The sequence below is a fragment of the Oerskovia sp. 140933 genome (genome assembly GCF_059651515.1).
This window is the reverse complement of record NZ_JAMXIO010000035.1, coordinates 11,897-37,162: the sequence shown is the minus strand read 5'-3', so window position 1 is coordinate 37,162 and position 25,266 is coordinate 11,897. Positions and strand designations below refer to the sequence as shown.

21 protein-coding genes are annotated in these 25,266 nt (G+C 71.0%); 10 read left to right on the top strand and 11 right to left on the bottom strand.

Translation table 11 applies throughout. From position 1 onward, the window contains the following. Nucleotides 1–110: 110 nt before the first annotated feature. A complete protein-coding gene (locus NHG27_RS15920; protein WP_193719875.1) occupies nucleotides 111–530 on the bottom strand; it encodes an Rv2175c family DNA-binding protein in 420 nt (139 codons plus the stop codon). 127 nt (nucleotides 531–657) lie between these two features. Here NHG27_RS15920 and NHG27_RS15915 point away from each other — a divergent pair, with 127 nt between their 5' ends. Beyond that, nucleotides 658–2,751 carry a Stk1 family PASTA domain-containing Ser/Thr kinase gene (locus NHG27_RS15915; RefSeq protein WP_497016939.1) on the top strand — a complete coding sequence of 698 codons (2,094 nt, stop codon included), beginning with the start codon at nucleotides 658–660 and terminating at the stop codon, nucleotides 2,749–2,751. 171 nt (nucleotides 2,752–2,922) lie between these two features. Here NHG27_RS15915 and NHG27_RS15910 read toward each other — a convergent pair whose 3' ends face one another. From NHG27_RS15910 to NHG27_RS15900, 3 genes are all read right to left on the bottom strand, one after another. Continuing rightward, entirely contained in the window at nucleotides 2,923–4,275 is a 1,353-nt protein-coding gene (locus tag NHG27_RS15910; protein WP_497016938.1) for a class II 3-deoxy-7-phosphoheptulonate synthase, read from the bottom strand. A 7-nt stretch (nucleotides 4,276–4,282) separates the two neighbouring features. After that, the gene (locus NHG27_RS15905; protein ID WP_193719872.1) at nucleotides 4,283–5,521 is read right to left on the bottom strand and encodes a pyrophosphate--fructose-6-phosphate 1-phosphotransferase; all 1,239 of its coding nucleotides are present in this window, start codon (nucleotides 5,519–5,521) and stop codon (nucleotides 4,283–4,285) included. An 88-nt stretch (nucleotides 5,522–5,609) separates the two neighbouring features. Beyond that, nucleotides 5,610–6,401: a lysophospholipid acyltransferase family protein gene (locus NHG27_RS15900; RefSeq protein WP_227748459.1), complete on the bottom strand. Its 792-nt coding sequence runs from the start codon at nucleotides 6,399–6,401 to the stop codon at nucleotides 5,610–5,612. A 60-nt stretch (nucleotides 6,402–6,461) separates the two neighbouring features. On the opposite strand from NHG27_RS15900, the gene NHG27_RS15895 reads away from it, so the two are divergent. Then, a complete protein-coding gene (locus NHG27_RS15895; protein WP_497016937.1) occupies nucleotides 6,462–7,049 on the top strand; it encodes a hypothetical protein in 588 nt (195 codons plus the stop codon). Nucleotides 7,050–7,208: 159 nt separating this feature from the next. On the opposite strand, the gene NHG27_RS15890 is transcribed toward NHG27_RS15895, so the two are convergent. Beyond that, nucleotides 7,209–8,156: an ROK family glucokinase gene (locus NHG27_RS15890; RefSeq protein ID WP_193719870.1), complete on the bottom strand. Its 948-nt coding sequence runs from the start codon at nucleotides 8,154–8,156 to the stop codon at nucleotides 7,209–7,211. A gap of 263 nt (nucleotides 8,157–8,419) precedes the next feature. Between NHG27_RS15890 and NHG27_RS15885 the strand changes: the two genes are divergently transcribed. Beyond that, nucleotides 8,420–10,231 carry an AMP-dependent synthetase/ligase gene (locus tag NHG27_RS15885; RefSeq protein WP_193719869.1) on the top strand — a complete coding sequence of 604 codons (1,812 nt, stop codon included), beginning with the start codon at nucleotides 8,420–8,422 and terminating at the stop codon, nucleotides 10,229–10,231. Nucleotides 10,232–10,371: 140 nt separating this feature from the next. Here the strand turns inward: NHG27_RS15885 and NHG27_RS15880 are convergent, their stop codons facing one another. Then, nucleotides 10,372–11,925, bottom strand: coding sequence for an NYN domain-containing protein (locus NHG27_RS15880; RefSeq protein WP_497016936.1), 1,554 nt, complete (start codon nucleotides 11,923–11,925; stop codon nucleotides 10,372–10,374). 228 nt (nucleotides 11,926–12,153) lie between these two features. Between NHG27_RS15880 and NHG27_RS15875 the strand changes: the two genes are divergently transcribed. Together NHG27_RS15875 and NHG27_RS15870 are read left to right on the top strand one after the other, a co-directional pair. Continuing rightward, complete coding sequence (locus tag NHG27_RS15875; protein WP_497016935.1) at nucleotides 12,154–14,004, top strand: DEDD exonuclease domain-containing protein; 1,851 nt, start codon at nucleotides 12,154–12,156, stop codon at nucleotides 14,002–14,004. Next, entirely contained in the window at nucleotides 13,998–14,279 is a 282-nt protein-coding gene (locus NHG27_RS15870) for an Lrp/AsnC family transcriptional regulator (protein WP_193719866.1), read from the top strand. Before NHG27_RS15875 ends, NHG27_RS15870 begins: the two co-directional genes overlap by 7 nt. Before the next feature lie 66 nt (nucleotides 14,280–14,345). Here the strand turns inward: NHG27_RS15870 and trpD are convergent, their stop codons facing one another. Then, nucleotides 14,346–15,404 (bottom strand): anthranilate phosphoribosyltransferase, encoded by a 1,059-nt coding sequence (trpD, locus tag NHG27_RS15865; RefSeq protein ID WP_497016940.1) that lies wholly within the window; start codon nucleotides 15,402–15,404, stop codon nucleotides 14,346–14,348. A gap of 83 nt (nucleotides 15,405–15,487) precedes the next feature. After that, complete coding sequence (locus NHG27_RS15860; protein WP_227748458.1) at nucleotides 15,488–15,943, bottom strand: hypothetical protein; 456 nt, start codon at nucleotides 15,941–15,943, stop codon at nucleotides 15,488–15,490. Between the two features lie 354 nt (nucleotides 15,944–16,297). Here NHG27_RS15860 and ctaE point away from each other — a divergent pair, with 354 nt between their 5' ends. The 5 genes from ctaE to NHG27_RS15835 all read left to right on the top strand — a co-directional run bounded on the left by ctaE (nucleotide 16,298) and on the right by NHG27_RS15835 (nucleotide 21,349). After that, on the top strand, nucleotides 16,298–16,948 hold the full coding sequence (gene ctaE / locus NHG27_RS15855; RefSeq protein ID WP_193719865.1) for an aa3-type cytochrome oxidase subunit III: 651 nt from the start codon (nucleotides 16,298–16,300) through the stop codon (nucleotides 16,946–16,948). 81 nt (nucleotides 16,949–17,029) lie between these two features. Next, the gene (gene qcrC / locus NHG27_RS15850; protein WP_193719864.1) at nucleotides 17,030–17,809 is read left to right on the top strand and encodes a cytochrome bc1 complex diheme cytochrome c subunit; all 780 of its coding nucleotides are present in this window, start codon (nucleotides 17,030–17,032) and stop codon (nucleotides 17,807–17,809) included. Continuing rightward, nucleotides 17,806–18,837 (top strand): cytochrome bc1 complex Rieske iron-sulfur subunit, encoded by a 1,032-nt coding sequence (gene qcrA, locus NHG27_RS15845; protein WP_321575375.1) that lies wholly within the window; start codon nucleotides 17,806–17,808, stop codon nucleotides 18,835–18,837. The genes qcrC and qcrA overlap by 4 nt, the downstream gene beginning before the upstream one ends. Continuing rightward, nucleotides 18,834–20,546, top strand: coding sequence for a cytochrome bc1 complex cytochrome b subunit (gene qcrB / locus NHG27_RS15840; protein ID WP_321575374.1), 1,713 nt, complete (start codon nucleotides 18,834–18,836; stop codon nucleotides 20,544–20,546). The genes qcrA and qcrB overlap by 4 nt, the downstream gene beginning before the upstream one ends. Before the next feature lie 176 nt (nucleotides 20,547–20,722). Next, on the top strand, nucleotides 20,723–21,349 hold the full coding sequence (locus NHG27_RS15835) for a superoxide dismutase (RefSeq protein ID WP_129429624.1): 627 nt from the start codon (nucleotides 20,723–20,725) through the stop codon (nucleotides 21,347–21,349). Nucleotides 21,350–21,816: 467 nt separating this feature from the next. Here the strand turns inward: NHG27_RS15835 and NHG27_RS15830 are convergent, their stop codons facing one another. From NHG27_RS15830 to ctaC, 3 genes are read right to left on the bottom strand one after another with little or no spacing between them, the layout of a single operon-like run. Next, complete coding sequence (locus tag NHG27_RS15830; protein ID WP_193721411.1) at nucleotides 21,817–22,215, bottom strand: cytochrome c oxidase subunit 4; 399 nt, start codon at nucleotides 22,213–22,215, stop codon at nucleotides 21,817–21,819. Next, on the bottom strand, nucleotides 22,212–24,029 hold the full coding sequence (gene ctaD, locus NHG27_RS15825; RefSeq protein WP_193721412.1) for an aa3-type cytochrome oxidase subunit I: 1,818 nt from the start codon (nucleotides 24,027–24,029) through the stop codon (nucleotides 22,212–22,214). The genes NHG27_RS15830 and ctaD overlap by 4 nt, the downstream gene beginning before the upstream one ends. Further along, complete coding sequence (gene ctaC, locus NHG27_RS15820; protein WP_497016934.1) at nucleotides 24,029–24,940, bottom strand: aa3-type cytochrome oxidase subunit II; 912 nt, start codon at nucleotides 24,938–24,940, stop codon at nucleotides 24,029–24,031. Before ctaC ends, ctaD begins: the two co-directional genes overlap by 1 nt. Nucleotides 24,941–25,266: the final 326 nt, after the last annotated feature.

Genomic DNA, 25,266 nt, shown 5'->3' with positions numbered 1-25,266 from the left:
ACGGGCAGCCGGGCCCCACGTCGCGTCACGGCCGGGTTCCCCGGCCGTCCAGCCTGTCGCTCACCCCGGACGCGGGGCTCCCCTGGGAGCCGCCGCGGGGCGGCGGGCCGTCAGAGCAGGGCCTGCGCCACGCGCCGCACCTCGGCCTTGCGACCTGCGAGCAGGGCCTCCATGGGTGTGGTCCGCAGCGCCTCGTCGGGCGAGAAGAGCCACTCGAGGATCTCCGCGTCGGAGAACCCGAAGTCGGTGAGCAGGGCGATCGTGCCCTGCAGGGACATGAGCACCACGAACCGGCCCTCGTCCGGGTTCTCCGGTGCCGGGGACACGTTCGCCGGGTTGGCGCGGTGCGCCGGGACCACGAACGCCGCGGGGATCTGGAACGAGGCCCGCTCCCCCCGCCGGACACCGACCACGCGCCGGTCCTGCACGATGCTGCGGGCCTGGGTCACGGTCGTGCCGAGCACCTCGGCTAGTTGGGGAAGGGTCAGCCACTCGTTCACGAGCTGCTCGAGATCAGTTCCGTCGGTCACGGGACAAGCCTACGTGTCGCCGGACCGCCCGCCCACCGAGGTTCCCTCACGATCCGTCCCCACGACCCGCACGCCCTGCGGTCACCGCCTCACCCGTTCCGGGCTCACCGACGCCTAGACTTCCACCGTGGCAACCGTGACGTCCGATCCGTTCGTGGGCCGCCTGGTCGACGGGCGGTACCACGTCGTGTCCAGGATCGCCCGTGGCGGCATGGCCACGGTGTACCTGGCCGTGGACCGCCGCCTCGACCGGGAGGTCGCGCTCAAGGTCATGCACCCCCACCTGGCGGAGGGCAGCGACGGCAGCGAGTTCGTCGCGAGGTTCCGGCGCGAGGCGCGCGCGGCAGCCCGCCTGGCCCACCCCGGCGTGGTCGCGGTGTTCGACCAGGGCGTCGACGGCGAGACCAGCTACCTGACCATGGAGTACGTGCCGGGCACGAACCTCCGCCAGGTGCTGCAGGCCGAGGGGCCGCTGACCGTGGGGCGCTCGCTCGACCTGCTCGAGCAGATCCTCGACGCGCTCGCCGCCGCCCACCGCAAGGGCCTCGTCCACCGGGACGTCAAGCCGGAGAACGTGCTCCTCGACGAGTCGGGGCGCGTCAAGGTCGCCGACTTCGGCCTGGCCCGCGCGGTCAGCGAGGGGGCGTCGACCGCGACGAGCACCATCCTGGGCACGGTCGCCTACCTGGGCCCCGAGCTCATCACGTCGGGCCGGTGCGACGCGCGCACGGACGTGTACGCCGTGGGCGTCCTCGCCTACGAGATGCTCACGGGCCGCCACCCCTTCACGGGCGAGACACCGCTGCAGGTGGCCTTCCAGCACGTCAACTCCGACATCCCGGCGCCGTCCGACGTCGAGCCCTGGATCCCCGCCGAGGTGGACGTCCTCGTGTGCGCTCTCGCGGCACGCTCTCCCGAGGACCGTCCCGTGGACGCGTCGGCGGCCCTCTCCCTGGTCCGTCAGACCCGGCAGTCGCTCGGACCTGCGGATCTCGACCGCCGTTCGTCGGCGGCGCCGGGCGCCGTGCCCGCGAGCAGCGGTCCGTCCGCGGGGTCCCCGGACACCGCGGTGCTGGGCGTCGCGACCGGTGCGCTGGCCAGCGCGCTCGCGGGCCCCGGCACCTCGGTGACGACCGTGCCGGACCCGACCCCCACGACGACCCTGCCCGGACTGCCGACCTCCCCGATCCCGGCGCCGACCACCCACCCGGTCGCCGACTCCCAGCACACCCAGGTCCTCGACCGCGGGGCGCTGGCCGGCCACGCCCTCGAGCCCTCCGACGACGGGCCGGTTGACGAGGCGTCGCCCGGCGCGCGGCGGCGGCGCCGCTGGTGGTGGGGCCTGGCGATCACCCTCCTGGTCGTGGGCGCCGTGACCGGCGCGTCGTGGTGGTTCCTCAGCGGTCCGGGCGCCTACACGGCCGTCCCCGGCGGCCTCGTGGGCGTCCCGCAGGCAGGGGCCGAGCAGACCCTCGACGCGGTCAAGCTGCACAGCTCCGTCACCACGGCCTACGACGACACCTTCGCGGCGGGCAGCGTGATCTCGACCGACCCCGGCGCGGGCGAGCGTGTCCGCAAGGACGGCACGGTCCACCTGCTGGTCTCGCTGGGCGTGAAGATGGTCGAGATCCCGTCCGGTCTCGTGGGCAAGCCCGTCGACGAGGCGACCGAGGCCCTCGAGGACGCAGGCTTCACCGTGGGCGACCCGAAGGAGGCCTACAGCGACACGGCCCCCGCGGGGACCGTGGTCGCCGTCTCCGAGCCCGAGGGCACGGCGGTGCCCCACTCGACCGTTCCCGTGCTGACGGTGTCCCAGGGGCCGGCCCCTGTCACGATCCCGCAGGTCGTCGGCCTCGAGAAGGAGGCCGCCCTGACCGCGCTCTCCGACCTGGGGCTCAAGCCCAGCTCGACCGACGACTACTCCGAGACGGTCGCCGCGGGACTGGTCGTCAGCCAGACGCCCGAGAACGGCACCGAGGGCCACCGCGGGGACAAGGTCGCCCTCGTGATCTCGCTCGGCCCCCCGCTCGTCGAGATCCCCGACACCTACGGGCGCAACGTCACCGAGGCCGAGAAGATGCTCAGGGACGCGGGGTTCGAGGTCGAGGTGCGCCACCCGCAGGGCATCAGCCCGCTCAACATCGTCTACGCGCAGGACCCCGCCGGGGGCGACGGCAAGACGGCCCCCAAGGGCTCGACGATCGTGATCAACGTCTTCTGACCTGCCCACGGGAGCAGAGCGCGCGTCCCCCCGACGCCGCGCGGGTGCCCTCGCCCCGCTGCCGTGACGACGCACGTCCCCGGCACGACGCAGCCCGACGGCGGCGCACCCGCAGGGGCGCCGCCGTCGGGCTGCGTGGGGTCGTCCCGGGCCGCACGGCCCGACGACACGTCAACGGGCCTGGAGCATCTCCGCGACCTGGAACGCCATCTCGAGCGACTGCTGGTGGTTCAGGCGCGGGTCCACGAGCGTCTCGTAGCGCAGCGCCAGGCCGGCGTCGTCGATCTCCTCGCTGCCGCCCAGCACCTCGGTCACGTCGTCACCCGTGAGCTCCACGTGCAGGCCACCGGGCACCGTGCCGAGCGCGCGGTGGACCTCGAAGAAGCCACGGACCTCGTCCAGGACGTCCTCGAGGCGACGGGTCTTGTAGCCGCTGTCCGAGGTGATGGTGTTCCCGTGCATGGGGTCCGTGACCCACGTGACGGGGGCGCCGGACTCGCGCACGGCCTCGACGAGCGCTGGCAGCGCGTCGCGGATCCGTCCCGCACCCATGCGCGTGATGAACGTCAGGCGGCCCGGGATCGCGTCCGGGTTGAGCTTGTCGATGAGACGCAGCGCGTCGTCGGGGGCCGTGGTGGGGCCGAGCTTGACCCCGATCGGGTTCGCCACGCGCGACAGGAAGTCGACGTGCGCGCCGTCGAGCTGGCGCGTGCGCTCACCGATCCACAGGAAGTGCCCCGAGGTGTCGTACGCGTCGCCCGAGCGCGAGTCGATGCGCGTGAGCGAGCGCTCGTAGTCGAGGATCAGGGCCTCGTGGCTCACGAAGAACTCCACGGTGCGCAACGCGTCGAAGTCGACCCCGCACGCCTTCATGAAGCGGATCGCCCGGTCGATCTCCGCGGCCGTGCTCTCGTAGCGCGCGTACGCGGGGTTGCGCATGAAGCCACGGTTCCACTCGTGCACCTGACGCAGGTCGGCGAACCCGCCGCCCGTGAACGCCCGCACCACGTTGAGCGTGGCCGACGAGATCCGGTAGGCCTGCATGAGGCGCTCGGGGTCCGGGACGCGGTCCTCGGGGGTGAACGCGTGCCCGTTGACCATGTCGCCGCGGTACGCGGGCAGCGTCACGCCGTCGCGCGTCTCGTCGTTCGAGCTGCGCGGCTTGGCGTACTGCCCCGCGAGCCGACCCATCTTGACGACGGGCATGCTCGCGCCGTGCGTGAGGATCACGGCCATCTGCAGGATGGTGCGCACCTTGTTGCGGATGCGCAGGGCGTTCGCGTCCGCGAACGTCTCGGCGCAGTCGCCGCCCTGAAGGAGGAAGGCCTCGCCCCGGCCAGCGGCTGCGAGCCGCGAGCGCAGGGTGTCGGCCTCGGTGGGGACCACGAGCGGCGCGGAGGCCGCGAGCCGCGCGGACACGTCCGCGAGGGCCGCGGCGTCGGGCCACGTGGGTTGCTGCTGCGCGACGAGGGAGCGGAACGCGTCCAGTCCCTGGTGGATCTCCGCGCCGGTCGTGGTCGCCATCAGCGGATCAGTGCTCCGCAGGCGCAGCCGGCACGAGCGGCTGGCCGATCTCGCTCAGCAGGTCGCCGAACCACGGCTGCGAGACGTCGAACGCCTTGCCGCCCGCGATGCGCGGGAACTCGATCGCCCGCAGGCGGTCGCCGTTCTCCTCGTCGTGGCCGATCACGCCCGACTCGCCCTTGAACGCGCAGTCCACGGCGAGGTCCGTCATGGACTTGATGAGGCGCAGGTCCTCGGCGTTCGCGGCCGCGGCGCGCGAGTAGTAGCCCGACTTCTGGACCATGGTCTTCTCGGCGCCCAGCTTCTCCGCGAACTGCTTGGCGAACCAGGCCCCCGGGTTGATGGTGTCGAGCTTGACGTGACCGAACGGGTCGCGCTCGACCGTCTCGCCCGACGCCTCGAGCTGCGCGACGATCTCGTTCATGCCGGCACCCTCCGAGAGGAAGATGTTGACGTTGCCGACCTCGTCCATGACGGTGCGCAGGCGCGCGGCCTCGGCCTCGATGTCGAGCGCGAGCTCGGGGACGAACACCGCGTGGATGTCCCACCGCTCCTTGGTCAGGCCGATGCCCGGGACCCACTCCTGCGTGTCGAGCCACTTGCGGTACTCGGCGGCCGAGGCGGCGGTCAGCCAGCCGCAGTGACGCCCCATGACCTCGTGCACGATCAGCATGCGCGGGCCGGAGCGGTGCTCGCCGATGATGTTGCGCGCGAACCCGGCGGCCTCCTCGGCCGCGGTCCAGGCGCCGAGCGACTGACGGATCGGGATCACGTCGTTGTCGATCGTCTTGGGCAGGCCCACCACGGTGAGCTCGTAGTCGTTCTCGTGGAGGTAGGCCGCGAGGTCGGCTGCCGTCGTGTTCGTGTCGTCCCCACCGATGGTGTGCAGGACGTCGACGCCGTCGGCCTTGAGCTGCTCCGCGGCGACCTGCAGCGGGTCCTGGCCCTCCTGGACGAGGCCGCGCTTGACGCAGTCCTTCGCGTTGGTGAGCTTGACGCGCGAGTTGCCGATGGGCGAGCCGCCGAAGCGGTGCAGGATGCCCGCCTTCTTGCGGGTCTCCTCGTCGACGACGATCTTGGTGCCGGTCAGCAGGCCGTGGTAGCCGTGCTGGTAGGCGATGATCTCGACCTCGGGGGCGAGCTCGGTGTAGCGCTCGATCAGGCCACCGACGGCGGAGGACAGGCACGGGGCGAAGCCGCCGGCCGTCAGGAGTGCGACGCGACGGACCTGCCGACGATCAGACATAGCAAAGGAGCCTCTCGTTGAAGGATGCCGCCGCGCCTGCGTCGCTGGACGCTGGGGATCACCCGGGGCAGCGGGACGGCCTGCTCCCTCAGTCTACTGACGGCGCGGGCTCCTCCTGCGGCGGTTCCGGAACCTGGACGTCCGGGACCGGCCTGCCGCCGGGCGCCGCCGGAGAGGCCGCAGGTGTGGTAGCGGCGGGACCGGCCGCGAGACGCGCCTTGGCCGTCGCGGCGTAGATGTCGACGTACTCCTGGCCCGACAGGCTCATGATCGCGTACATGATCTCGTCCGCGACCGAGCGCAGGATGAAGCGGTCGTTCTCCATGCCCTTGTAGCGGCTGAAGTCGAGCGGCTCGCCGATGACGATGCCGATCCGCATGGGCTTGGGGATGACCTTGCCGATCGGCTGGGCGATGTTGGTACCGATCATCGCGACGGGGATCACGGGCGCGCCGGACTCGAGCGCGAGCCGCGCGACACCGGTCTTGCCGCGGTAGAGCCTCCCGTCGGGGCTGCGGGTCCCCTCGGGGTAGATCCCGAACAGCTCACCGTCCCCGAGCACGCGCAGACCGGTCGTGAGGGCCGCCTCGCTGGCCTTGCCACCCGCACGGTCCACCGGGATGGTGCCCACGCCGCGCATGAACCCGGCCGTCAGGCGCCCTTTGATCCCTTTGCCCGTGAAGTAGTCGGACTTGCCGAGGAACTGCACCTTGCGGTTCAGCACGAGAGGCAGGATGAACGAGTCGATGACCGCGAGGTGGTTGCTCGCGAGGATCGCGCCCCCCTCGTCGGGGACGTTCTCGACGCCGCGCGTCCACGGACGGTACAGCAGCCGGAGCAGGGGGCCGACCATCACCTGCTTCATGAACCAGTAGAACAACGTTCCTCCTTGGTGGCCCTCGCGAACACGAGGCGCTCTTCCGACTCTAGAGTGAACCCCATGGCCGCACCGAATGCAGGACCGCTGGGTGAGAACGACGGGAAGGACGACGCGATCGAGCCGACCGGCGACGGATCGACCGGCGCGCCGGGCACGCCGCCCGACGACCTCCCCGACGTCGACGCCCGCTGGGCGGACATCGTCGCGGACCTCGCCGACGTGTCCGCCGCGGCCGAGGCCGCAGCAGCGGACCCCGCGCACGGGACAGGGCCGGACGCGGACCGCGGGTCGGCCACCGGCCCCCGCGACCTCCACGAGACCTTCCCGGTCGCGCCCTGGGTGCAGGGCCCCGGTCCGCGGGACTGGCCCGCGACCCCCGAGGTCGAGGAGCTCGAGGACGCCGAGAGCCACTTCACTCCCCCGGACCCGGACATCGGCATGGGCCGCGACCCCCTCATGACCATGGCCTGGGGTCTGGTCGTGGGCATCCCGATCCTCCTGCTGGTCGGCATGGTCGTCCTCCGGCCGTTCCCGACGATCGTCGCCCAGGTGGCGGGCGGCCTGTTCCTCGTAGGCCTCGCGGTTCTCCTGTGGCGCATGCCGCACCGTCGCGAGGACGACCACTCGGGACCCGGCGCGGTGGTCTGAGGCCGGGCTGCGCCGTCGGGCCCCTGGGTGTGGCCGGGCGTCACGCCCGACCCGTCACGTCCCCCGGGGAGATCCCGCCCTGAGGCCCGTCCGCCCCGGGCACGCGACGCGGCCCCGGCCTCACGAGGAGACAGGGGCCGTGCCGGCGGCTGCCGACGACTACCGACGGGCGAGGTCCGCGGCACCCACGATGCCGGCCTCGTTGCCCTGCTGGGCGACCTCGAACTGCGCCTCGGGGCGGTGCCCACGGGCCGAGAGCTGGTCGATGAACCCCTTGCGGACGGGCTGGAGCAACAGCTCGCCGGCCGCGCACACGCCGCCACCGATGACGATGATCTCGGGGTCGAGCAGGGCCGCGACCGAGGCCGCCCCCTCGCCGATCCAGCGACCCAGGTTCGCGAGCAGCTCGATCGCCAGGGGGTCCCCCGCCTGGGCGGCCTGCGTGATCTGCGGGCCGTTGAGCTTCGAGGCGTCGCCGCCCGCGAGCTCGAGCAGCGCGGCGCCACGCGCGGGCTGGGTGATCAGCGACGCCTGGGCGTCGCGCACGAGCGCGGTGCCGGAGGCGTACTGCTCCCAGCAGCCCTCGAGGCCGCAGCCGCAGTAGTGGCCGCCGGGGACGACGCGCATGTGCCCGACCTCCGCGGCGACGCCCCAGCGCCCGCGCACCAGCTTGCCGTCGACGACGACCGCGCCGCCCAGCCCCGTGCCGACCGTGAGCATGAGCATGTCGGAGGCGTCGCGGCCCGCGCCGAACTGGAACTCGGCCCAGCCCGCGGCGTTGGCGTCGTTCTCGACGACGATCTTCACGTCGTCGGCGCCGATCAGGGCCCGGACCTTGTCGGCCAGCGGGTACTCGCGCCACGCGATGTTGGGGGCGAACAGGACCGAGGTCCGGTCGGGGCTCACGAAGCCGGCAGCGGCCAGGCCCATGGCCTCGACCTGGAACTCCTTGGAGAGCTCGGCGTAGACGTCGGCGACCGCGGCGTCGATGCTGGCGACGTCGTCGGGCTCGGTGTCGCGACGCGTCTGCGCAAGGATGGTGCCGTTCTCGTCGACCACACCCGCGGCGATCTTCGTTCCGCCGATGTCGACTCCGATGGCATGCATGTCAGGTCCTCACTCACGTAGCGGTCTGGAACTCCCGAAGAGAACACGCGCCGGGGTAACGGTTGTGCACCGCCTCGGCATCGGTTCTGCGTACGTCCGTCGGCTCCGAAGTCCGGTCGCTCCCGGTCTTCGCCCAGGTACGGCCTGAAATCTTGCGCAACAGCGCACAGCACCACGAAGAGTACCGACTCGGAGGCGGTCAACGACACTTGCACCCTGTGGGTACTGTTCTTCCACCGTCGACTTCTGCCACTGGAGCCAGCATGGACGAGTTCAGCGCACCGCGCATCATCGATGTCGATCCCCTCGACAACCTCAACGACCTCTTCGCGACCCGCGTCGCCGCCGGCCCCGACCTTCCCATGGTCGAGGTCAAGAGCGGACCGGGCGCCCCCTGGAAGGCCCTGTCCGCCCGCGAGGTCGACGCCGACGTCGTCGCAGTCGCCAAGGGCCTCGTCGCCCTCGGCGTCGAACCCGGCGAGCACGTCGGCATCATGTCCCGCACCCGCTACGAGTGGACTCTGCTCGACTGGGCGACCTGGGCCGCCGGGGCCGTGCCCGTCCCCCTGTACGAGACCTCGAGCGCCGAGCAGGTCCACTGGATCCTGTCCGACGCCGGGGTCAAGCTGCTCGTGGTCGAGTCCGCCGCGCACGCCGCCACGGTCGAGGAGGTCCGTGGGCAGGCGCCCGAGCTGCGCGACGTGTTCGTCATCGACGACGGCGGGATCGCAGCGCTCAAGGAGGCCGGCAAGGACGTCGGCGACGACGAGATCGCGCGCCGCCGCGGGCTCGCGAACCTCGAGGACGTCGCGACCATCATCTACACGTCCGGCACCACGGGGCGCCCCAAGGGCGCCGAGCTCACGCACGAGAACTTCTACTCGCTGACCGTCAACGCGGTCGAGGCGCTGCCCGAGGTCTTCGCCGAGCCCAACGGCCGGACGCTGCTCTTCATGCCCCTCGCGCACGTGTTCGCGCGCTTCATCGGCGTCCTCGTGGTCGCCGGGGGCACGGTCCTGGGCCACACCCCGGACACCAAGACGCTCCTCGAGGACCTGGGCGAGTTCAAGCCCACCTACATCCTCTCGGTGCCCCGCGTCTTCGAGAAGGTCTACAACTCCTCGGAGCAGAAGGCCGCGGCGGGTGGCAAGGTCAAGATCTTCCACTGGGCCGCCGCGACCGCGATCGCCTGGTCGCGCGCGCTCGACGAGCCCAAGGGTCCCGGTCTCGGCCTGAAGATCCAGCACAAGGTCGCCGACGCGCTCGTCTACAAGAAGCTGCGTGCCGCGCTCGGCGGGCAGACCAAGTGGGCCGTGTCCGGCGGCGCCCCTCTGGGCGAGCGCCTGGGCCACTTCTACCGCGGGATCGGCGTGCGCATCCTCGAGGGCTACGGCCTGACCGAGACCACGGCCCCCACGTCGGTCAACCGCCCCAGCGCGACCAAGATCGGCACCGTCGGCCCCCAGCTCCCCGGCTGCGCCGCGAGGATCGCCGAGGACGGCGAGATCCTGCTCAAGGGTCACCACGTCTTCCGCGGCTACCACAACAACCCGCAGGCCACCGCGGACGCGTTCGTCGACGGCTGGTTCCGCACGGGCGACCTGGGCTCGCTCGACGCGGACGGGTTCCTGCGCATCACGGGGCGCAAGAAGGAGATCATCGTGACCGCGGGCGGCAAGAACGTCGCGCCCGCCGTGCTCGAGGACCGCATCCGCGCGCACGCCCTCGTGAGCCAGTGCGTCGTCGTCGGCGACGGGCAGCCGTTCATCGGGGCGCTCATGACGCTCGACCCCGAGGGCCTGCCGGGATGGCTCGCGATGCACGGCAAGGACCCCATGAGCGTGGCGGCCGCAGTGCTCGACGTCGACGTCCTCGCTGCCCTCGACGCCGCCGTGGACCGCGCCAACAAGGCCGTGTCGCGGGCCGAGTCGATCCGGAAGTTCACCCTCCTGACCACGGACTTCACGGTCGAGAACGGATACCTGACGCCGTCTCTCAAGGTCAAGCGCAACGTCGTGCTGACGGACTTCTCGGTCGAGGTCGACGCGATCTACGCGGGCGTGCCCGCGCAGTGACCCGAGGGTCCTGACCCATCGGGTCGATCAGGCGGCCGGCTCCCTGCGGGGGCCGGCCGTCCGCGTTCCCGGGCGCTCCCCCGGACACGGCCGACGACCGCGCGGGACGGCCCGCACGGAGCCAGGGCCGGGCGAGCGCGTCAGAGCCGGGCGAGCCGCGCGACGAGCGCGGGCGAGCCGATCGCCACGGCGCCCATGGCCTGGACGTCGTCCGCGACCTCCCGGTCGCTCGTCACGACCGCGACGGGGCGCCCCTCCGGCTCCGCGGCGACCAGTCGCCGGATCAGGTGGTCGGCGATCTCCCCGGACGAGAACAGCACCCGGACACCGCGCGTGCTCGCGGGAGGCATGTGGCCCAGCTCCTGCCCGTCGAAGCAGCACGTGACCTCGGCCCCAGTGCGCGACGCGACCCGCACGAGCCCGTCCACGAGCCGGCGCCGCTGCTGCGCGAGGGTCAGCGTCCCGAACCCCGACTTGCTGACGTTGTACCCGTCGACGATCAGGTGCATCTGCGGGACGGCGAGCACGTCGTCGAGCAGCGCCGGGTCGTCCCCCGCGCGACCGCGCGACCCGGGGCGTGTGGTGCCGCCCGCCCCCTTGGTCCCGGCGTGGCCGCCGTCTCCGCGGTCGACGGGCGCCACGGTGTCCCCCGGGCGCAGGGTGGTCGGGGGGATCCCGAGCTCGCGGCGGAGCCCGACCGCAGCGTCGACGACCGTCTCCAGCAGCAGGCGCGCCCTCGCGTTGGCGAGCTCGGCACCGGTGTGCGTGAGCGTGCGGGCCTCGTCGCGCGCCGCGTGGGCCCGTTCGAGCGCGACCGCGGCCTCCCGGCGCTCGGCCGTCGCCTGTGCCGCGAGGGCCCGAGCGGCAGCCGTCTGCTCGTCGGCCTCCGCACGGGCGGTGCGCGCCTCGGAGCGCGCCCGGTCGGCGTCGGACCGCAGCTTGCGCTCGGTGCGCCGCAGGCTCGCGATCTCGGCACGGGCCTCGTCGAGGGCGGCCCGGTCGGCGGCGGCAGCCCGCCTGGCCGCGTCGAGCTCCGCGAGGGCCCTGTCGCGCTCGGAGACCGCACGCTCGGCCTCCTGCGCCCGGTGCTGCCTCGCCTCGCGCTCCTGGACGTCCTGGTGCGCCCGGACGAGGTGGTCCTGCCAGCCGTCCGGGCGCAGCAGGAAGGCGCCCACGGCCAGGTCCACCGACCGCCCTGCGGTGTCGAGGTCTCGCGCGGTCGCGGGTTCCGGTGGGGCGGCCTGCCCGACGGCGTCGGTCCGGTCGGGCGCTGACGTGCGGCCCCGGTCGGGCGCGGTCTTCAGCCCGACGGCGTCGGTCCGGTCGGGCGCTGACGCGTCGGTGACGGCCTCGGGCGGGGGCGCGCCGCCGTCGGGCACGAGCTCGCGAGCCTCCCGCGGGTGGGCCGCGCTCCACGCGGCCGCGACCGCGTGCCGGAAGGACGGGCTCGTCTCGAGGGCCTGCCACAGCGGGACGGCCCCCGACGCGGCACGCCGGCGCGGCGCGAACGTCCGGACCCTGCGCAGGGCGACCGGGACCGTCGAGGGGTCCCACGCGCCGAGGACCCGCGCAGCCAGCTCCAGGAGCTGGGCACGGACCTCGGGAGGGACGGGTGGATCCGGGACGACGCCGTCGGGCGGCGGGTCGGCAGCCAGTGGTGCCGTGTCCTTCTCGTCCCGACTCGTCCCGACCATGGGTCAACACTACGGGCCCGGCGGGCGGCCGACACCGAGGCGCCACCGCGACCTGCCCGCTCCCCGTCGACGGCACCGCGCCCGTCGCGCATGGCGCGTGGTGCGTGGCGCGTGGTGCGTGACGCGTGGTGCGTGGCCCGGCGCCCGTCGTCGTGCTCGGGGTCGGCGACGGGCACGACGCCCCGGTGGCCGTCGGTGCGTGTGGGTGCCCCCGCGTACCTTCGGCGCATGCCGTCCACGACCACCGCAGCCCCGGCTGCACGCCCGCTCCTCTCGGTCCGATCGTTCACCCCGACGGCGGCCCCGGGGAGCGTGCCCGTCCAGCCCGGGCTCGACGAGCTCGGCACCCCCCTGCAGGACGTCACGTTCGTGGTCGTGGACCTCGAGACCACGGGGGGCTCGCCGGCCTCGGCCGGCATCACGGAGATCGGCGCGGTCAAGGTCCGCGGCGGCGAGGTGCTCGGAGAGCTCCAGACGCTCGTCAACCCCGGCACCCCCGTCCCGGCGTTCATCGCCCGCCTGACCGGGATCACGACCGCGATGGTCGCGACCGCGCCACCCATCGAGGCGGTGCTGCCCAGCTTCCTGGAGTTCTCTCGGGGCGCCGTGCTGGTCGCGCACAACGCCCCCTTCGACATCGGGTTCCTCAAGGCCGCCGCCCGGGACGCGGGCTACGAGTGGCCCGGCAACCAGGTCGTCGACACCGTCCCCCTGGCCCGGCGGGTCGTGACGCGGGACGAGGCGCCCAACCACAAGCTCTCGACCCTCGCAGCGCTCTTCCACGCCGCCGTGACGCCCGAGCACCGGGCCCTGGCAGACGCCCGCGCCACGGTCGACGTGCTCCACGCCCTGCTCGAGCGCCTGGCACCCTTCGGGATCACGCACCTCGAGGACCTCGCGACCGCCACGGACCCCGTGCCGCCGGACGTGCGGCGCAAGCGCACGCTCGCCGACGGCCTGCCCGACGCCCCCGGCGTCTACCTGTTCCGCGGCCCCGGCGAGGAGGTCCTGTACGTCGGGACCTCGACCTCGATCAGGCGCAGGGTCCGCAGCTACTTCACGGCCGCGGAGAAGCGTGGCCGCATGACCGAGATGGTGCGCATCGCGCACGCCGTGACGCCCGTGGTGTGCGCGACCGTGCTCGAGGCCCAGGTCCGCGAGCTGCGGCTCATCGCCGAGCACTCCCCGCGCTACAACCGGCGCTCCAAGTTCCCCGAGCGCATGAGCTGGGTGCGCCTGACGCGCGAGCACCACCCCCGCCTCTCGATCGTCCGTGACGTCACGCCCGACGCCACGCACATCGGCCCCTACTCCTCGCGGCGCCAGGCGCAGCAGGCGGTCGACGCCCTGCACGACGCGCTCCCGCTGCGCCAGTGCACGCCCCGCCTGCCCCTCCTGCCCGCCGCGGGTGCCGGCTCGTGCGCCCTCGCCGGGATGGGGCGCTGCGGTGCACCGTGCACCACGGTGCAGGATCCGCACGGCTACCCCGCCGTGGTGGGGCGCGCGCGGGCCACCCTGCTCGCGGACCCGAGCGACGTCGTCGAGCCCCTGACCGCGCGCATCGCCACCCTCGCCGCGGACGAGCGCTACGAGCAGGCCGCCGAGGTCACCGCGCGCCTCGAGGCGTTCCTGCTCGGGGCCGGTCGGGCGCAGCGCCTCGCACCGCTCACGGCGTGCGCCGAGCTCGTGGCGGCCAAGCCGCTCGACCGCGGGGGGTGGGAGATCGTCGTGGTGCGGCACGCGCGCCTCGCGGCCACCGGCGTCTCCGCACCCGGGGCCGACCCCTGGCCCACGATCGACGCCCTGGTCGCGACGGCCGAGGAGGTCGCCCCTCCCGTGGCCCCGGCGCCCGCGTGCCACCCGCACGAGGCCGAGCTCGTGCTCGGATGGCTGGAGCAGCCCGGCGTACGGCTCGTCGACGTGAGCCACCCGCTCGCGTGGCCCGTCCGCTCGGCCCGCGCCTACACGGACCGCGACCGCACGGCGCAGCGCGTCGCCCAGCACGTCGGGGCTAGATTGGACCCCGGCTCGTCGGACGACGAGCATCGCGCCTCGGACCCCACGGAGACACCATGCTGACCGCGATCGTGCTGATCGACACCGAACCGCACCTCATCCCCGAGGTGGCCTCCCAGGTCGCCGCACTGCGCGGCGTCAGCGAGGTGTACTCGGTCACCGGGAAGGCAGACCTCGTGGCCATGGTGCGGGTCAAGGAGCACGACGACCTCGCCGACGTCATCGCCGACCGGGTCAGCAAGATCGACGGCGTCCTGCGCACCGAGACCTTCATCGCGTTCCGCGCGTACTCCGACGTCGACCTCGAGCAGGCGTTCGCCCTGGGGCTCGACGACTGACCCGACGACGGCCGGGGCGGGACGCCGCGTGCAGCGTCCCGCCCCGGCCGTCCGCCGTGCCGTTCCTCAGCGCGTCGAGGCCGCGACCCACCGGTCCAGGACCGCCGACGCCTCGCCCGAGTCGATGCTCGCCGCGGCGTGCTCCATCCCGGCCCGCAGGCGCTCGACCAGGCTCCCCTCGGCCGTCCCCGACAGGCTCGCGTCCGCGACGAGCGCGGCCGCGGCGTTCAGCAGGACGGTCTCCCGGACCGGCCCGGCGTCCCCCGCCAGCAGGCGGCGCGCGACCTCCGCGTTGAACGTCGCGTCGGCCCCCCGCAGGTCCTCGACGGTGATCCGCTGCAGGCCGAGGTCCTTCGCCGCGTCGAGCGTGCTGACCTCGACCGAGCCGTCGCGGACCTCCCAGACGGTCGAGGTGCCGGTCGCCGCGAGCTCGTCGAGACCGTCGTCCCCGCGGAACACGACCGCCGACGTGCCCCGCGACGCGAGGACCCCCGCCACGAGCGGCGCCATGCGCTCGTCGGCGACCCCGATCGCCGCCGCGCGGGGCTGCGCCGGGTTCGTCAGCGGGCCCAGGAAGTTGAAGGCCGTCGGGACGGCCAGCTCCTTGCGCGCGACGGCCGAGTGCCGGAACGAGGGGTGGAAGACCTGCGCGAAGCAGAACGTGATGCCCACCTCGTCGACGAGGCGGGCCACGCGCTCCGGGGCCTGGTCCAGCCGGATGCCCAGGGCCTCGAGCACGTCGGCCGACCCCGACGACGACGACGCCGCGCGGTTGCCGTGCTTGACGACACGGACCCCGGTCCCGGCGATCACGACCGCGGCCATGGTCGAGACGTTGACCGTGTGCGCACGGTCGCCGCCCGTCCCGACGATGTCCACCGCAGCGCCCTGCACCGTGAACCGGATCGCGTGGGCCAGCATCGCGTCCGCCAGACCGCGCAGCTCCCCCACGGTCTCGCCCTTGGACCGCAGCGCGACGAGGAAGGCGGCGAGCCGGACGGGGCTGACCTCGCCGGACAGGACCATGTCCATGGCCCAGGCGGTCTGGTCAGGGCTCAGCTCGTGCCCCGCGATCAGCTCGGTCAGGAGTCCCGGCCACGAGTGGGTCGCCTGCTCAGCCACCAGGGACGCGCCGTGGGGCGCGAGGACGGACGGAGCGGTTGCCGGTGTGCCCGGAGTCGTGGTCACGGGATCTGCCCTTCATGAGGTCATTCGATCAGCGAGACGATCGCTCGCTGCAGCTCGATCGCGTCGAACGGCCGGGGGACGGCCTCGTCGGCGAGCGACCACGATGCTAGCCAACCGTCCTGCGGCCTGCCGGTGAGGACCAGAACCGGCGGGCAGCGGAAGATCTCGTTCTTGAGCTGGCGGCACAGCCCCATGCCGCCGGCCTTGTCCGCCTCCCCGTCGAGCACGAGCAGGTCCCACCCGCCCGCGTCGGCCGCGGCCACCACGGCGGTGGCCGTCGCGACCTCCTTCCACACGATGTCGGGTGCGCCCGCCCGGACGCGACGCCCGACGGCGAGACGCACCTGCTCCCGCACGGTCGCGTCGTCGCTGTAGAGCAGGATGCGCGGCGCGCGCACGGCCTCGACCTGGTCGGCGGACAGGACGTCCTGGTGTGCCGGGGGGATGGTCGTCAAGCCGCTCGTGGTCGACGTCATCGTCGCCTCCTTCTGATCGGGTCTGGCCGGATCCCGACCGGTGCCCGGCCGGGTCTGCTGGGTGCTCTCCCCCGGGTCTCCCGGTGGAGCGAGCCACCGCGGACCACCGAACCGGCGGCACAGCACACCTGGGCATCTTGGCACGTCGTCGCCGGGAGCCGTACCCACGCGCGCCGCGACGGACGGTCGTGTTCCAGGCGCTGGTCAGGGGTCCCGAAAATGCGCGATTTCATGGCACTTCCACGTGATCCGTCATGAAGTGCAGGCCTTGGTGGGAAGATCTGGAGACTTTGTGAGATTTGCCGCGCGCCACCCCACGATCCGATGGTCCAAATCACTCCGGCGTCGGCCATAATGGCTGATGTGTCGACCGCAACGGCTGCCCCCCACGCCCACCAGCACGTGAGCGTCAACCGACCGAACCCTGTCTCGGTCGGGACGATCGTGTGGCTGGCCAGCGAGCTCATGTTCTTCGCTGGACTGTTCGCTATGTACTTCACCGCACGCTCGGTGATACCCGCAGAGGAGTGGGCTTCTCAGACCGAGAAGCTCAACATCCCGTTCGCCGTGGTCAACACGTCGATCCTGGTCCTGTCCTCCGTGACGTGCCAGCTGGGTGTCCTCGCGGCGGAGCGTTTCCAGCCCGTTCGCACCGGATCGATCTTCCAGGTCAACCGGTGGGGCATGAACGAGTGGATCACGCTCACGTACCTCATGGGTGCGTTCTTCATCGGCGGTCAGGTCTTCGAGTACGCCGAGCTCGTGCACGAGGGACTCACCATCTCGTCGCACCCGTACGGCTCGGTCTTCTTCCTGGCCACAGGCTTCCACGGACTCCACGTCGTCGGTGGTCTGATCGCCTTCCTGTTCCTTCTCGGTCGGTCCTTCGCCGCCAAGAACTTCGGGCACCACGAAGCCACCACCGGCATCGTGACGTCCTACTACTGGCACTTCGTCGACGTCGTGTGGATCGCACTGTTCTTCGTGATCTACATCCTGCGCTGACGCGGTGACGCCCGCGGCACCGATGCCCGGACAACCACACCTGCCCCCTGCACCCCCCACTTGCGAGACGAGGATCATTTCGTGAAGGCACTCGCCGCCCGCAGACACCACCGCTTCGCACCGGTCGTGCTGCTGCTGCTGGCGCTGCTGGTCACCGGCGGCGTCTACGCCGCCTTTGCCCCGAGTCCTGCCAGCGCTGACAGCGCCAGCACCGAGGACATCGAGACAGGCCAGAAGCTTTTCCAGGCGAACTGCGCCACCTGCCACGGCCCCAGCGCCGAAGGATCGGACACCGTCCCGTCCCTCGTCGGCGTCGGAGCGGCCGCTGTCGACTTCCAGGTGTCGACCGGTCGTATGCCCATGCAGATGGAAGGCCCCCAGGCCATCCAGAAGCCGCGCCAGTTCGACGAGGAGCAGACCGCACAGCTCGCCGCGTACGTCGCCTCCCTGGGTGCAGGCCCGGCCATCCCCACCGACGAGCAGGTCGACGCAGCGCTCGGCGACCCGTCCAACGGTGCCGCCGTCTTCCGCACCAACTGCGCCATGTGCCACAACGCCGTGGGAGCGGGCGGCGCCCTCTCCGAGGGCAAGTTCGCACCCCCGCTGTGGGACACCTCCGAGCGCAACATCTACCAGGCCATGCAGACCGGCCCGCAGTCCATGCCGGTCTTCAACGACATGAACGTCACGCCGGACGAGAAGCGCGACGTGATCGCCTACCTCATCGAGCAGCGTGAGGGTTCGGCCGGTGGACTTGACCTTGGTTCTCTCGGCCCCGTGAGCGAGGGCCTGTGGGTGTGGATCGTGGGCATGGGCCTGCTGATCGGCGCCGCTGTGTGGATCGGAGCGAAGTCGTCGTGAGCGACAACCAGAACTCGACGGACCTGACGAAGCAGGACGGGCACGAGCTCGACCGCTTCCAGGACCCGGGCATCCCGGCCCACAAGAGCCGGATGGCGGACCGCGACCCCAAGGCGGCCAAGCGTGCCGAGATGCAGGTCGTGATCCTCTTCACGATCTCGATCATCGGCACGATCGGCATGCTGGTGGCGTTCTTCGCGCTGCCCGAGGACACCTCGATCGCGGGCATCCGCACCGCCAACCTCATCATCGGGCTCGGCCTGGCGTTCTCGCTCCTGGGCATCGGCCTCGCGGCCGTCCACTGGGCCAAGACGCTCATGTCGGACCACGAGCACGTCGACGAGCGTCACGGTCAGCGCAGCTCCGACGCCGTGCGCGCCGAGGCCGTCCAGGCCCTCACCGAGGGTGCGCAGGACTCGGGGATCGCGCGCCGCGGGGTCCTCAAGGGCGCGGTCGTCACGGCCCTCGCGCTCTTCCCGCTCGCGATCGCTGTTCCCCTCGTGGCCGAGGTGGGTGGAGACTGGAACGTCAACAAGTTCCGTCACACGCTCTGGAAGCCCAAGATGCGCCTCGCGCTCGACCCCTCGGGCCGCCCGATCAAGGCCGAGGACGTCACGATCGGTAGTGCGTTCCACGTCATCCCCGACGTGTCCGAGGAGGTGCGCACCTCCCACGAGTGGATCTCGGAGAAGGCCAAGGCGATCGTCCTGATGGTCCGCCTCGACCCGCGTGACCTCAAGGAGGCGGAGGACCGCAAGGACTGGTCCTACGACGGCATCGTCGCGTACTCCAAGGTCTGCACCCACGTGGGCTGCCCTGTCGCGCTCTACGAGCAGCAGACGCACCACCTGCTGTGCCCGTGCCACCAGTCGACCTTCGACGTCGCGGACGGCGCCAAGGTCGTCTTCGGCCCCGCCAAGCGGCCGCTCCCGCAGCTGCCGATCACCGTTGACGACGAGGGCTACCTGATCGCGCAGAGCGACTTCCTGGAGCCCGTCGGACCGAGCTACTGGGAGCGCCTCAAGTGAGCACCAGCACCGCGGGACCCGCTGAAGCGACCGCAGACTATCTGGACCAGCGGACCGGCATCGCCGGAGCCGTCAAGGAGTTCGCCCGCAAGGTCTTCCCTGACCACTGGTCGTTCCTCCTGGGCGAGATCGCCCTCTACTCGTTCGTCGTCCTCATCCTCTCGGGCTTCTTCCTGACGATGTTCTTCGTGCCGAGCATGGGCCTGATCGAGTACCACGGCGAGCCCGCCACGATGAACGGGCAGCTCATGTCCGAGGCCTTCGCGTCGACGCTGCACACCTCGTTCGAGGTGCGCGGCGGTCTGCTGATGCGCCAGATCCACCACTGGTCGGCGCTGCTGTTCATGGCCGCGATCGTGACGCACATGATGCGCGTGTTCTTCACGGGCGCGTTCCGCAAGCCGCGCGAGCTCAACTGGATGGTCGGGTTCCTCCTGATGATCCTGGGTCTCGCCGCAGGCTTCACGGGCTACTCGCTCCCCGACGACGTGCTCTCCGGCAACGGTCTGCGCATCACCGACGGCGTGGTCAAGTCGATCCCGATCATCGGGTCGTACATGTCGTACTTCATCTTCGGCGGGGAGTTCCCGGGCGAGGACATCATCCCGAGGCTCTTCACGCTGCACATCCTCGTGGTGCCCGGCCTGATCCTGGCGCTCGTCGCCCTCCACCTGTTCTTCGTCGTGCTGCACAAGCACACGCAGTACCCCGGTGGTGGCCGCACGAACGCCAACGTCGTCGGCTTCCCGCTCTTCCCGGTGTACGTCGCCAAGGCCGGTGGCTTCTTCTTCGTGGTGTTCGGCGTCATCGCCGCGATGGGCGCCACGATGGCCATCAACAACGTCTGGAACTACGGACCGTACGACCCCTCCCCCGTCTCGGCCGGCGCTCAGCCCGACTGGTACATGCTGTTCCTCGAGGGTTCGCTCCGACTCATGCCGGGGCAGACGGAGTACGTGATCGCGGGCTACACGCTCTCGCTCAACATCCTGATCCCGGCGGTCGTGATCCCGGGTCTGCTGTTCACGTTCCTCGCGGTCTACCCGTTCCTCGAGGCGGCCGTGACCAAGGACAAGCGCGAGCACCACGTGCTCGACCGCCCGCGCAACGTCCCGGTCCGCACGGGCCTCGGCGTCGCGTTCCTGACGGCGTTCATCATCCTCGCGCTGGCCGGTTCGAACGACCTCATCGCGACGCACTTCCACCTGTCGATCAACGCGATCACGTGGGTGTTCAGGGTCCTGCTCTTCGTCGGCCCGGTGATCGCGTTCTGGATCACCAAGCGCATCTGCCTCGGGCTCCAGCGCAAGGACCGCGAGCTCGTCCTGCACGGTCACGAGACCGGACGCATCGTGCGCTTCGCCCACGGCGAGTACATCGAGGTCCACCGTCCGCTGGACGACCAGGAGCGCTGGCTCCGTGTGAACTACACGGCGCACGCTCCCCTGGAGATCGAGCCGGCGACCGACTCTCGTGGCGTCCGCCGCAAGGGCTACAAGAAGGACCGCCGCCTGCAGCGCCTCTCCCGCTTCTTCTACGAGGACCGGGTCGAGCCCGTGACCCCCTCGGAGGTCGCGGCGTCGCACTCGCACGGCGAGCACGACGCGCTCGGCGCCGCAGACGACACGCACGCCGTGGAGTCCGGTTCCGCAGTCGGCGGGGGCAGCCACATCGTCAGCCCTGACGACACCGGCAGCACCACGCACTGACCCGCTCCCCTCGGAGCACGACGACCCGTGAGACGGTCCGGCACCAGCCGGAACATCTCACGGGTCGTCGGCGTTCCAGGGGTGTCGTGTTCGCTCGGTTTCGCACCGGCCGAACCTTTCGCCACAGTTGTCGCACCGTCCCGCGGGGCGACGCACGATCCAGGAGGCAATCCGCCATGGCTGTCTACACCCTTCCCGAGCTGTCGTACGACTACGGCGCACTCGAGCCCCACATCTCCGGCCGCATCATGGAGCTGCACCACTCCAAGCACCACCAGGCCTACGTGACCGGGGCCAACACGGCACTCGAGAAGCTCGCCGAGGCCCGCGACTCGGGCGACCTGGCCGCGGTCAACCTCCACGAGAAGAACCTCGCGTTCAACCTCGGCGGCCACGTCAACCACTCCGCGTTCTGGACCAACCTCTCCCCCGAGGGCGGCGGCGAGCCCACGGGCGACATCGCGGCAGCCATCGCCGAGGACTTCGGCTCGTTCGAGAAGTTCAAGAAGCACTTCGCGGCCGTCGCCGCAGGCGTCCAGGGCTCGGGCTGGGCCATCCTCGCCTGGGACACCCTGGGCAAGAAGCTCATCATCGTCCAGCTCTACGACCAGCAGGGCAACATCGCCCTGGGCCTGGTCCCGATCGTCCTCCTGGACGTCTGGGAGCACGCCTACTACCTCGACTACCAGAACGTGCGCGCCGACTACGTCACCGCCTGGTGGAACCTCGTCAACTGGGCCGACGCCGACGCACGCCTCGCCCGCGCCCGCACCCAGGGCGAAGGCCTCATCATCCCCGCCTGACCCTCCGCGTCGCCTGACGGGCCGTACAGCACCCTTCTCGGGGGTTGTGCGGCCCGTTCGTCGCCGTCGGAGGCGCCGCGCACCGTCCCGAGGTCCCGGACACGGGCCGGCTCCCCCGCGAGACCGCCCGGCGACGCGCCCTCCAGACCGGCCACGAGACGACGTCGTCCGACCGTGAGGGAGCCACCGGGCCCGGCAGAGGCCCCGGGCGGCCACGCGGGCTACCACGGACGACCACGGACGTTCTCCGGGCCCGGGAAGCCACGGCGCCCGCGCGGACCTCACCCGTCAAGCCGGACGAGCAGGTCGTCCGCGGACCTCGCCCGCTGCTCAGGCTGCCCCCTCCCCGCCTGGCCCCGCCCCGCCGCCTGTGCGACCACCTCACCGCCCGTGCGACCGAGGCCCCGGACACACGGACGGGCCCCGCCTCCCAGAGGGAGACGGGGCCCGTCGTGACGTTCAGCCGGTCAGTGCGCGTGCTGTCCGCGAGAGAACTCGAAGACCCAGCCCACGAGGGCCACGGCGCCGAGGACGACGCCGATCCCGAAGATCCACCAGCCCAGCGCGAGGCCCAGGAAGGCGATCGCGGCGGAGCCGGCGATGGCCAGCGGCCACCAGCTCCAGGGGGCGTACACGCCCTGGTCGCCGGCACCTTGCTCGATGAGACCGTCCGGGTCGTCCTCGGGCCGTGCGTCGATGCGCTTGGCCGTGAGGGCGAGGTAGCCGCCGATCATGGCCGCGAGGCCGAAGGTCAGGAACAGCGCCGCGGAGCCGACGGGCTCCCAGTGGCTCCAGAACCCGTAGACCAGGGCCACGAGCAGGAAGAACGGTGCGAGGAAGAGGTGGAGCCTCGATTCGACCTTCACTTGCCGTCCTCCTTGTCGCCGTCGCGCGGCTCGTCGATGGTCATGGTCGAGGACGAGGCGCTGGTGTGCTCCTGGCCCGCGACACGGTCAGCGGCGACCCGCTGCTCACCACGACGATCGGCGTCGCCGTAGATCTGCTGCAGGACGTTCGGGTTGGGCTCCGCGTGGTCCATGGCAGCGACCTCGGGGTGGTGCAGGTCGAACGCGGGACGCTCGGAGCGGATCCGGGGCAGCGACGTGAAGTTGTGCCGCGGCGGCGGGCAGGACGTGGCCCACTCGAGCGAGGCCCCGTAGCCCCACGGGTCGTCCACGGTGACCTTGGGCGCGTTGCGCCAGGTCGTGTAGACGTTCCACAGGAACGGCAGGGTCGAGGCGGCGAGGATGAACGCACCGACGGTCGAGACCTGGTTCATCCACGTGAACCCCTCCTCCGGCATGTAGTCCGCGTAGCGACGCGGCATGCCGGCGACACCCAGCCAGTGCTGGACGAGGAAGGTGGCGTGGAAGCCGATGAAGAGCAGCCAGAAGTGGATCTTGCCGAGCTTCTCGTTGAGCATGCGCCCGGTGAACTTGGGCCACCAGAAGTAGAACCCGGCGAACATCGCGAACACCACGGTGCCGAAGACCACGTAGTGGAAGTGCGCCACCACGAAGTACGAGTCGGAGAGGCTGAAGTCCAGTGCCGGGCTCGAGAGGATGACACCCGTCAGACCACCGAAGAGGAAGGTCACGAGGAAGCCGATCGACCAGAGCATGGGCGTCTCGAACGTGAGCTTGCCCCGCCACATGGTGCCGATCCAGTTGAAGAACTTCACACCGGTCGGGACCGCGATGAGCATGGTCATGAACGCGAAGAACGGCAGCAGCACGGCGCCGGTGACGTACATGTGGTGGGCCCACACGGTCACGGAGAGCGCGGCGATCGCGATGGTCGCGTAGACCAGGCCCTTGTAGCCGAAGATCGGCTTGCGGCTGAACACCGGCAGGATCTCGGAGACGATGCCGAAGAACGGCAGCGCGATGATGTAGACCTCCGGGTGGCCGAAGAACCAGAACAGGTGCTGCCAGAGGATGGCGCCGCCGTTCTCCGGGTTGAAGATCTGGGCACCCAGCCGTCGGTCCGCACCGAGCGCGAAGAGCGCGGCGGCGAGCGGGGGGAAGGCCATCAGGACCAGGAGGCTCGTGACGAGCGTGTTCCAGGTGAAGATCGGCATGCGGAACATCGTCATGCCCGGGGCGCGCATCGTGATGATCGTCGTGATGAAGTTGACGGCACCGAGGATGGTCCCGAAGCCGGCCAGCGCGAGGCCGAAGACCCAGAGGTCTCCACCTGCTCCTGGACTGAACGTCGTGTTCGACAGCGGTGCGTAGGCGAACCACCCGAACGACGCGGCTCCCTGCGGGGTGAAGAAGCCGGCCGAGGCGATGAGCCCGCCGAACAGGTACAGCCAGTACGCGAACATGTTCAGTCGCGGGAAGGCCACGTCGGGCGCGCCGATCTGCAGCGGCATGATGACGTTCGCGAAGCCCGCGAACAGCGGGGTTGCGAACAGCAGCAGCATGATCGTGCCGTGCATCGTGAAGAGCTGGTTGTACTGCTCCTTGCTCTGCACGATCTGGATGCCGGGCTCGAAGAGCTCGGCACGGATCACGAGGGCCATGAGGCCACCGATGCAGAAGAAGATGAACGACGTGATCAGGTACATGTACCCGATGGTCTTGTGGTCGGTCGAGGTGACCCACTTGATGACGGTTCGTCCGAGCGTCTGGCGCTTCGGGGCGAGACCGGGAATGACTTCGGCCTGCGCGACCATCAGTTCTCACCTTCCGTGACGACGGGGGGGTTCGGGTCCTGGAGGCGGTTCAGGTCCAGCCCGAGCTCGCCGATCTGGCCCTTGTCCTCGAGCTTCTGCATCTGGGCGTCGTACTCCGCACGGGACACGACGGCCACGTTGAAGAGCATGCCCGAGTGGTGCTCACCGCAGAGCTCGGCGCACTTGCCCGCGTAGACACCCTCACGCGTGGGGGTGAACTGCCACTCGTTGGTGCGTCCCGGGATCATGTCCATCTTGTAGAGGAACGCCGGGACCCAGAACGAGTGGATGACGTCACGGGAGTCCAGCTGGAACCGGACGATCTCGTCGACGGGCAGGTACAGCGTGGGCAGCGAGAACGCGGTGCCGGGGGCACCCTCGATCTCGTCCTCGGAACGGAGGTCTCCGACGTTGGCCTCGTGCTGGCCCGACTCGTAGACGTCGTCCGTGAGGTAGTTGAAGTCCCAGCTCCACTGCTTGCCGATGACCTGGATCTCGACGTCAGGGGTCTCGGAGAGATCCTTGATCGCCGTCATGTCACGGTCGGTGTAGTAGAAGAGCACGAGCACCATGACGATCGGCACAGCCGTGTACATGATCTCGAGAGGCAGGTGGTAGCGCGTCTGCACGGGCAGGACGTGGTCGTCCTTGCGCTTGCGGTAGGCGGCCACGCACCACAGGATCAGCCCCCACGTGATGATGCCGACGATGAGTGCTGCGATCCAGGACCCGTTCCACAACGACGTGATGCGGGCGGTCTGGTCGGTCACCTCACCGTCGGAATATCCGGGGAGAAATCCGCGCTGAACGGTCTCACTGGCACAACCGGACGCCAACGCAGCGACAGCGACGGCGGAAGCCGTCGCTCGCAGGATGGTTCGCCGTGTGCGGCTAGGGGATTGCGAGTGCAAGGGGGGCCTTTCACTTCAACGTTCGACAGGGGGGCTCGATCTTCTCCACGAGTTCCCCGCAGAACCTTCGTCCTCGACCCACAGAGCCTAGCGCGCAAATGCCCCCTCTCGCGCCGTCAACCCGCGTTCTGAACGTGACGAATCCGCCGACTTCCCGCGGAAACCCGGGGTTCGGCACACCCTCGGCGCATCTGTCAGATCGTCGTCTCCCTCCTCGCCCGCGCTACGGTGCACGGTGTGAGTCGTGCCCCGGGCACATTCGGCGCGTCTCCAATGAAAGTTCACCGATCGACCGCCTCGCACCCCCTGCCGGGCCGCCGATCCCG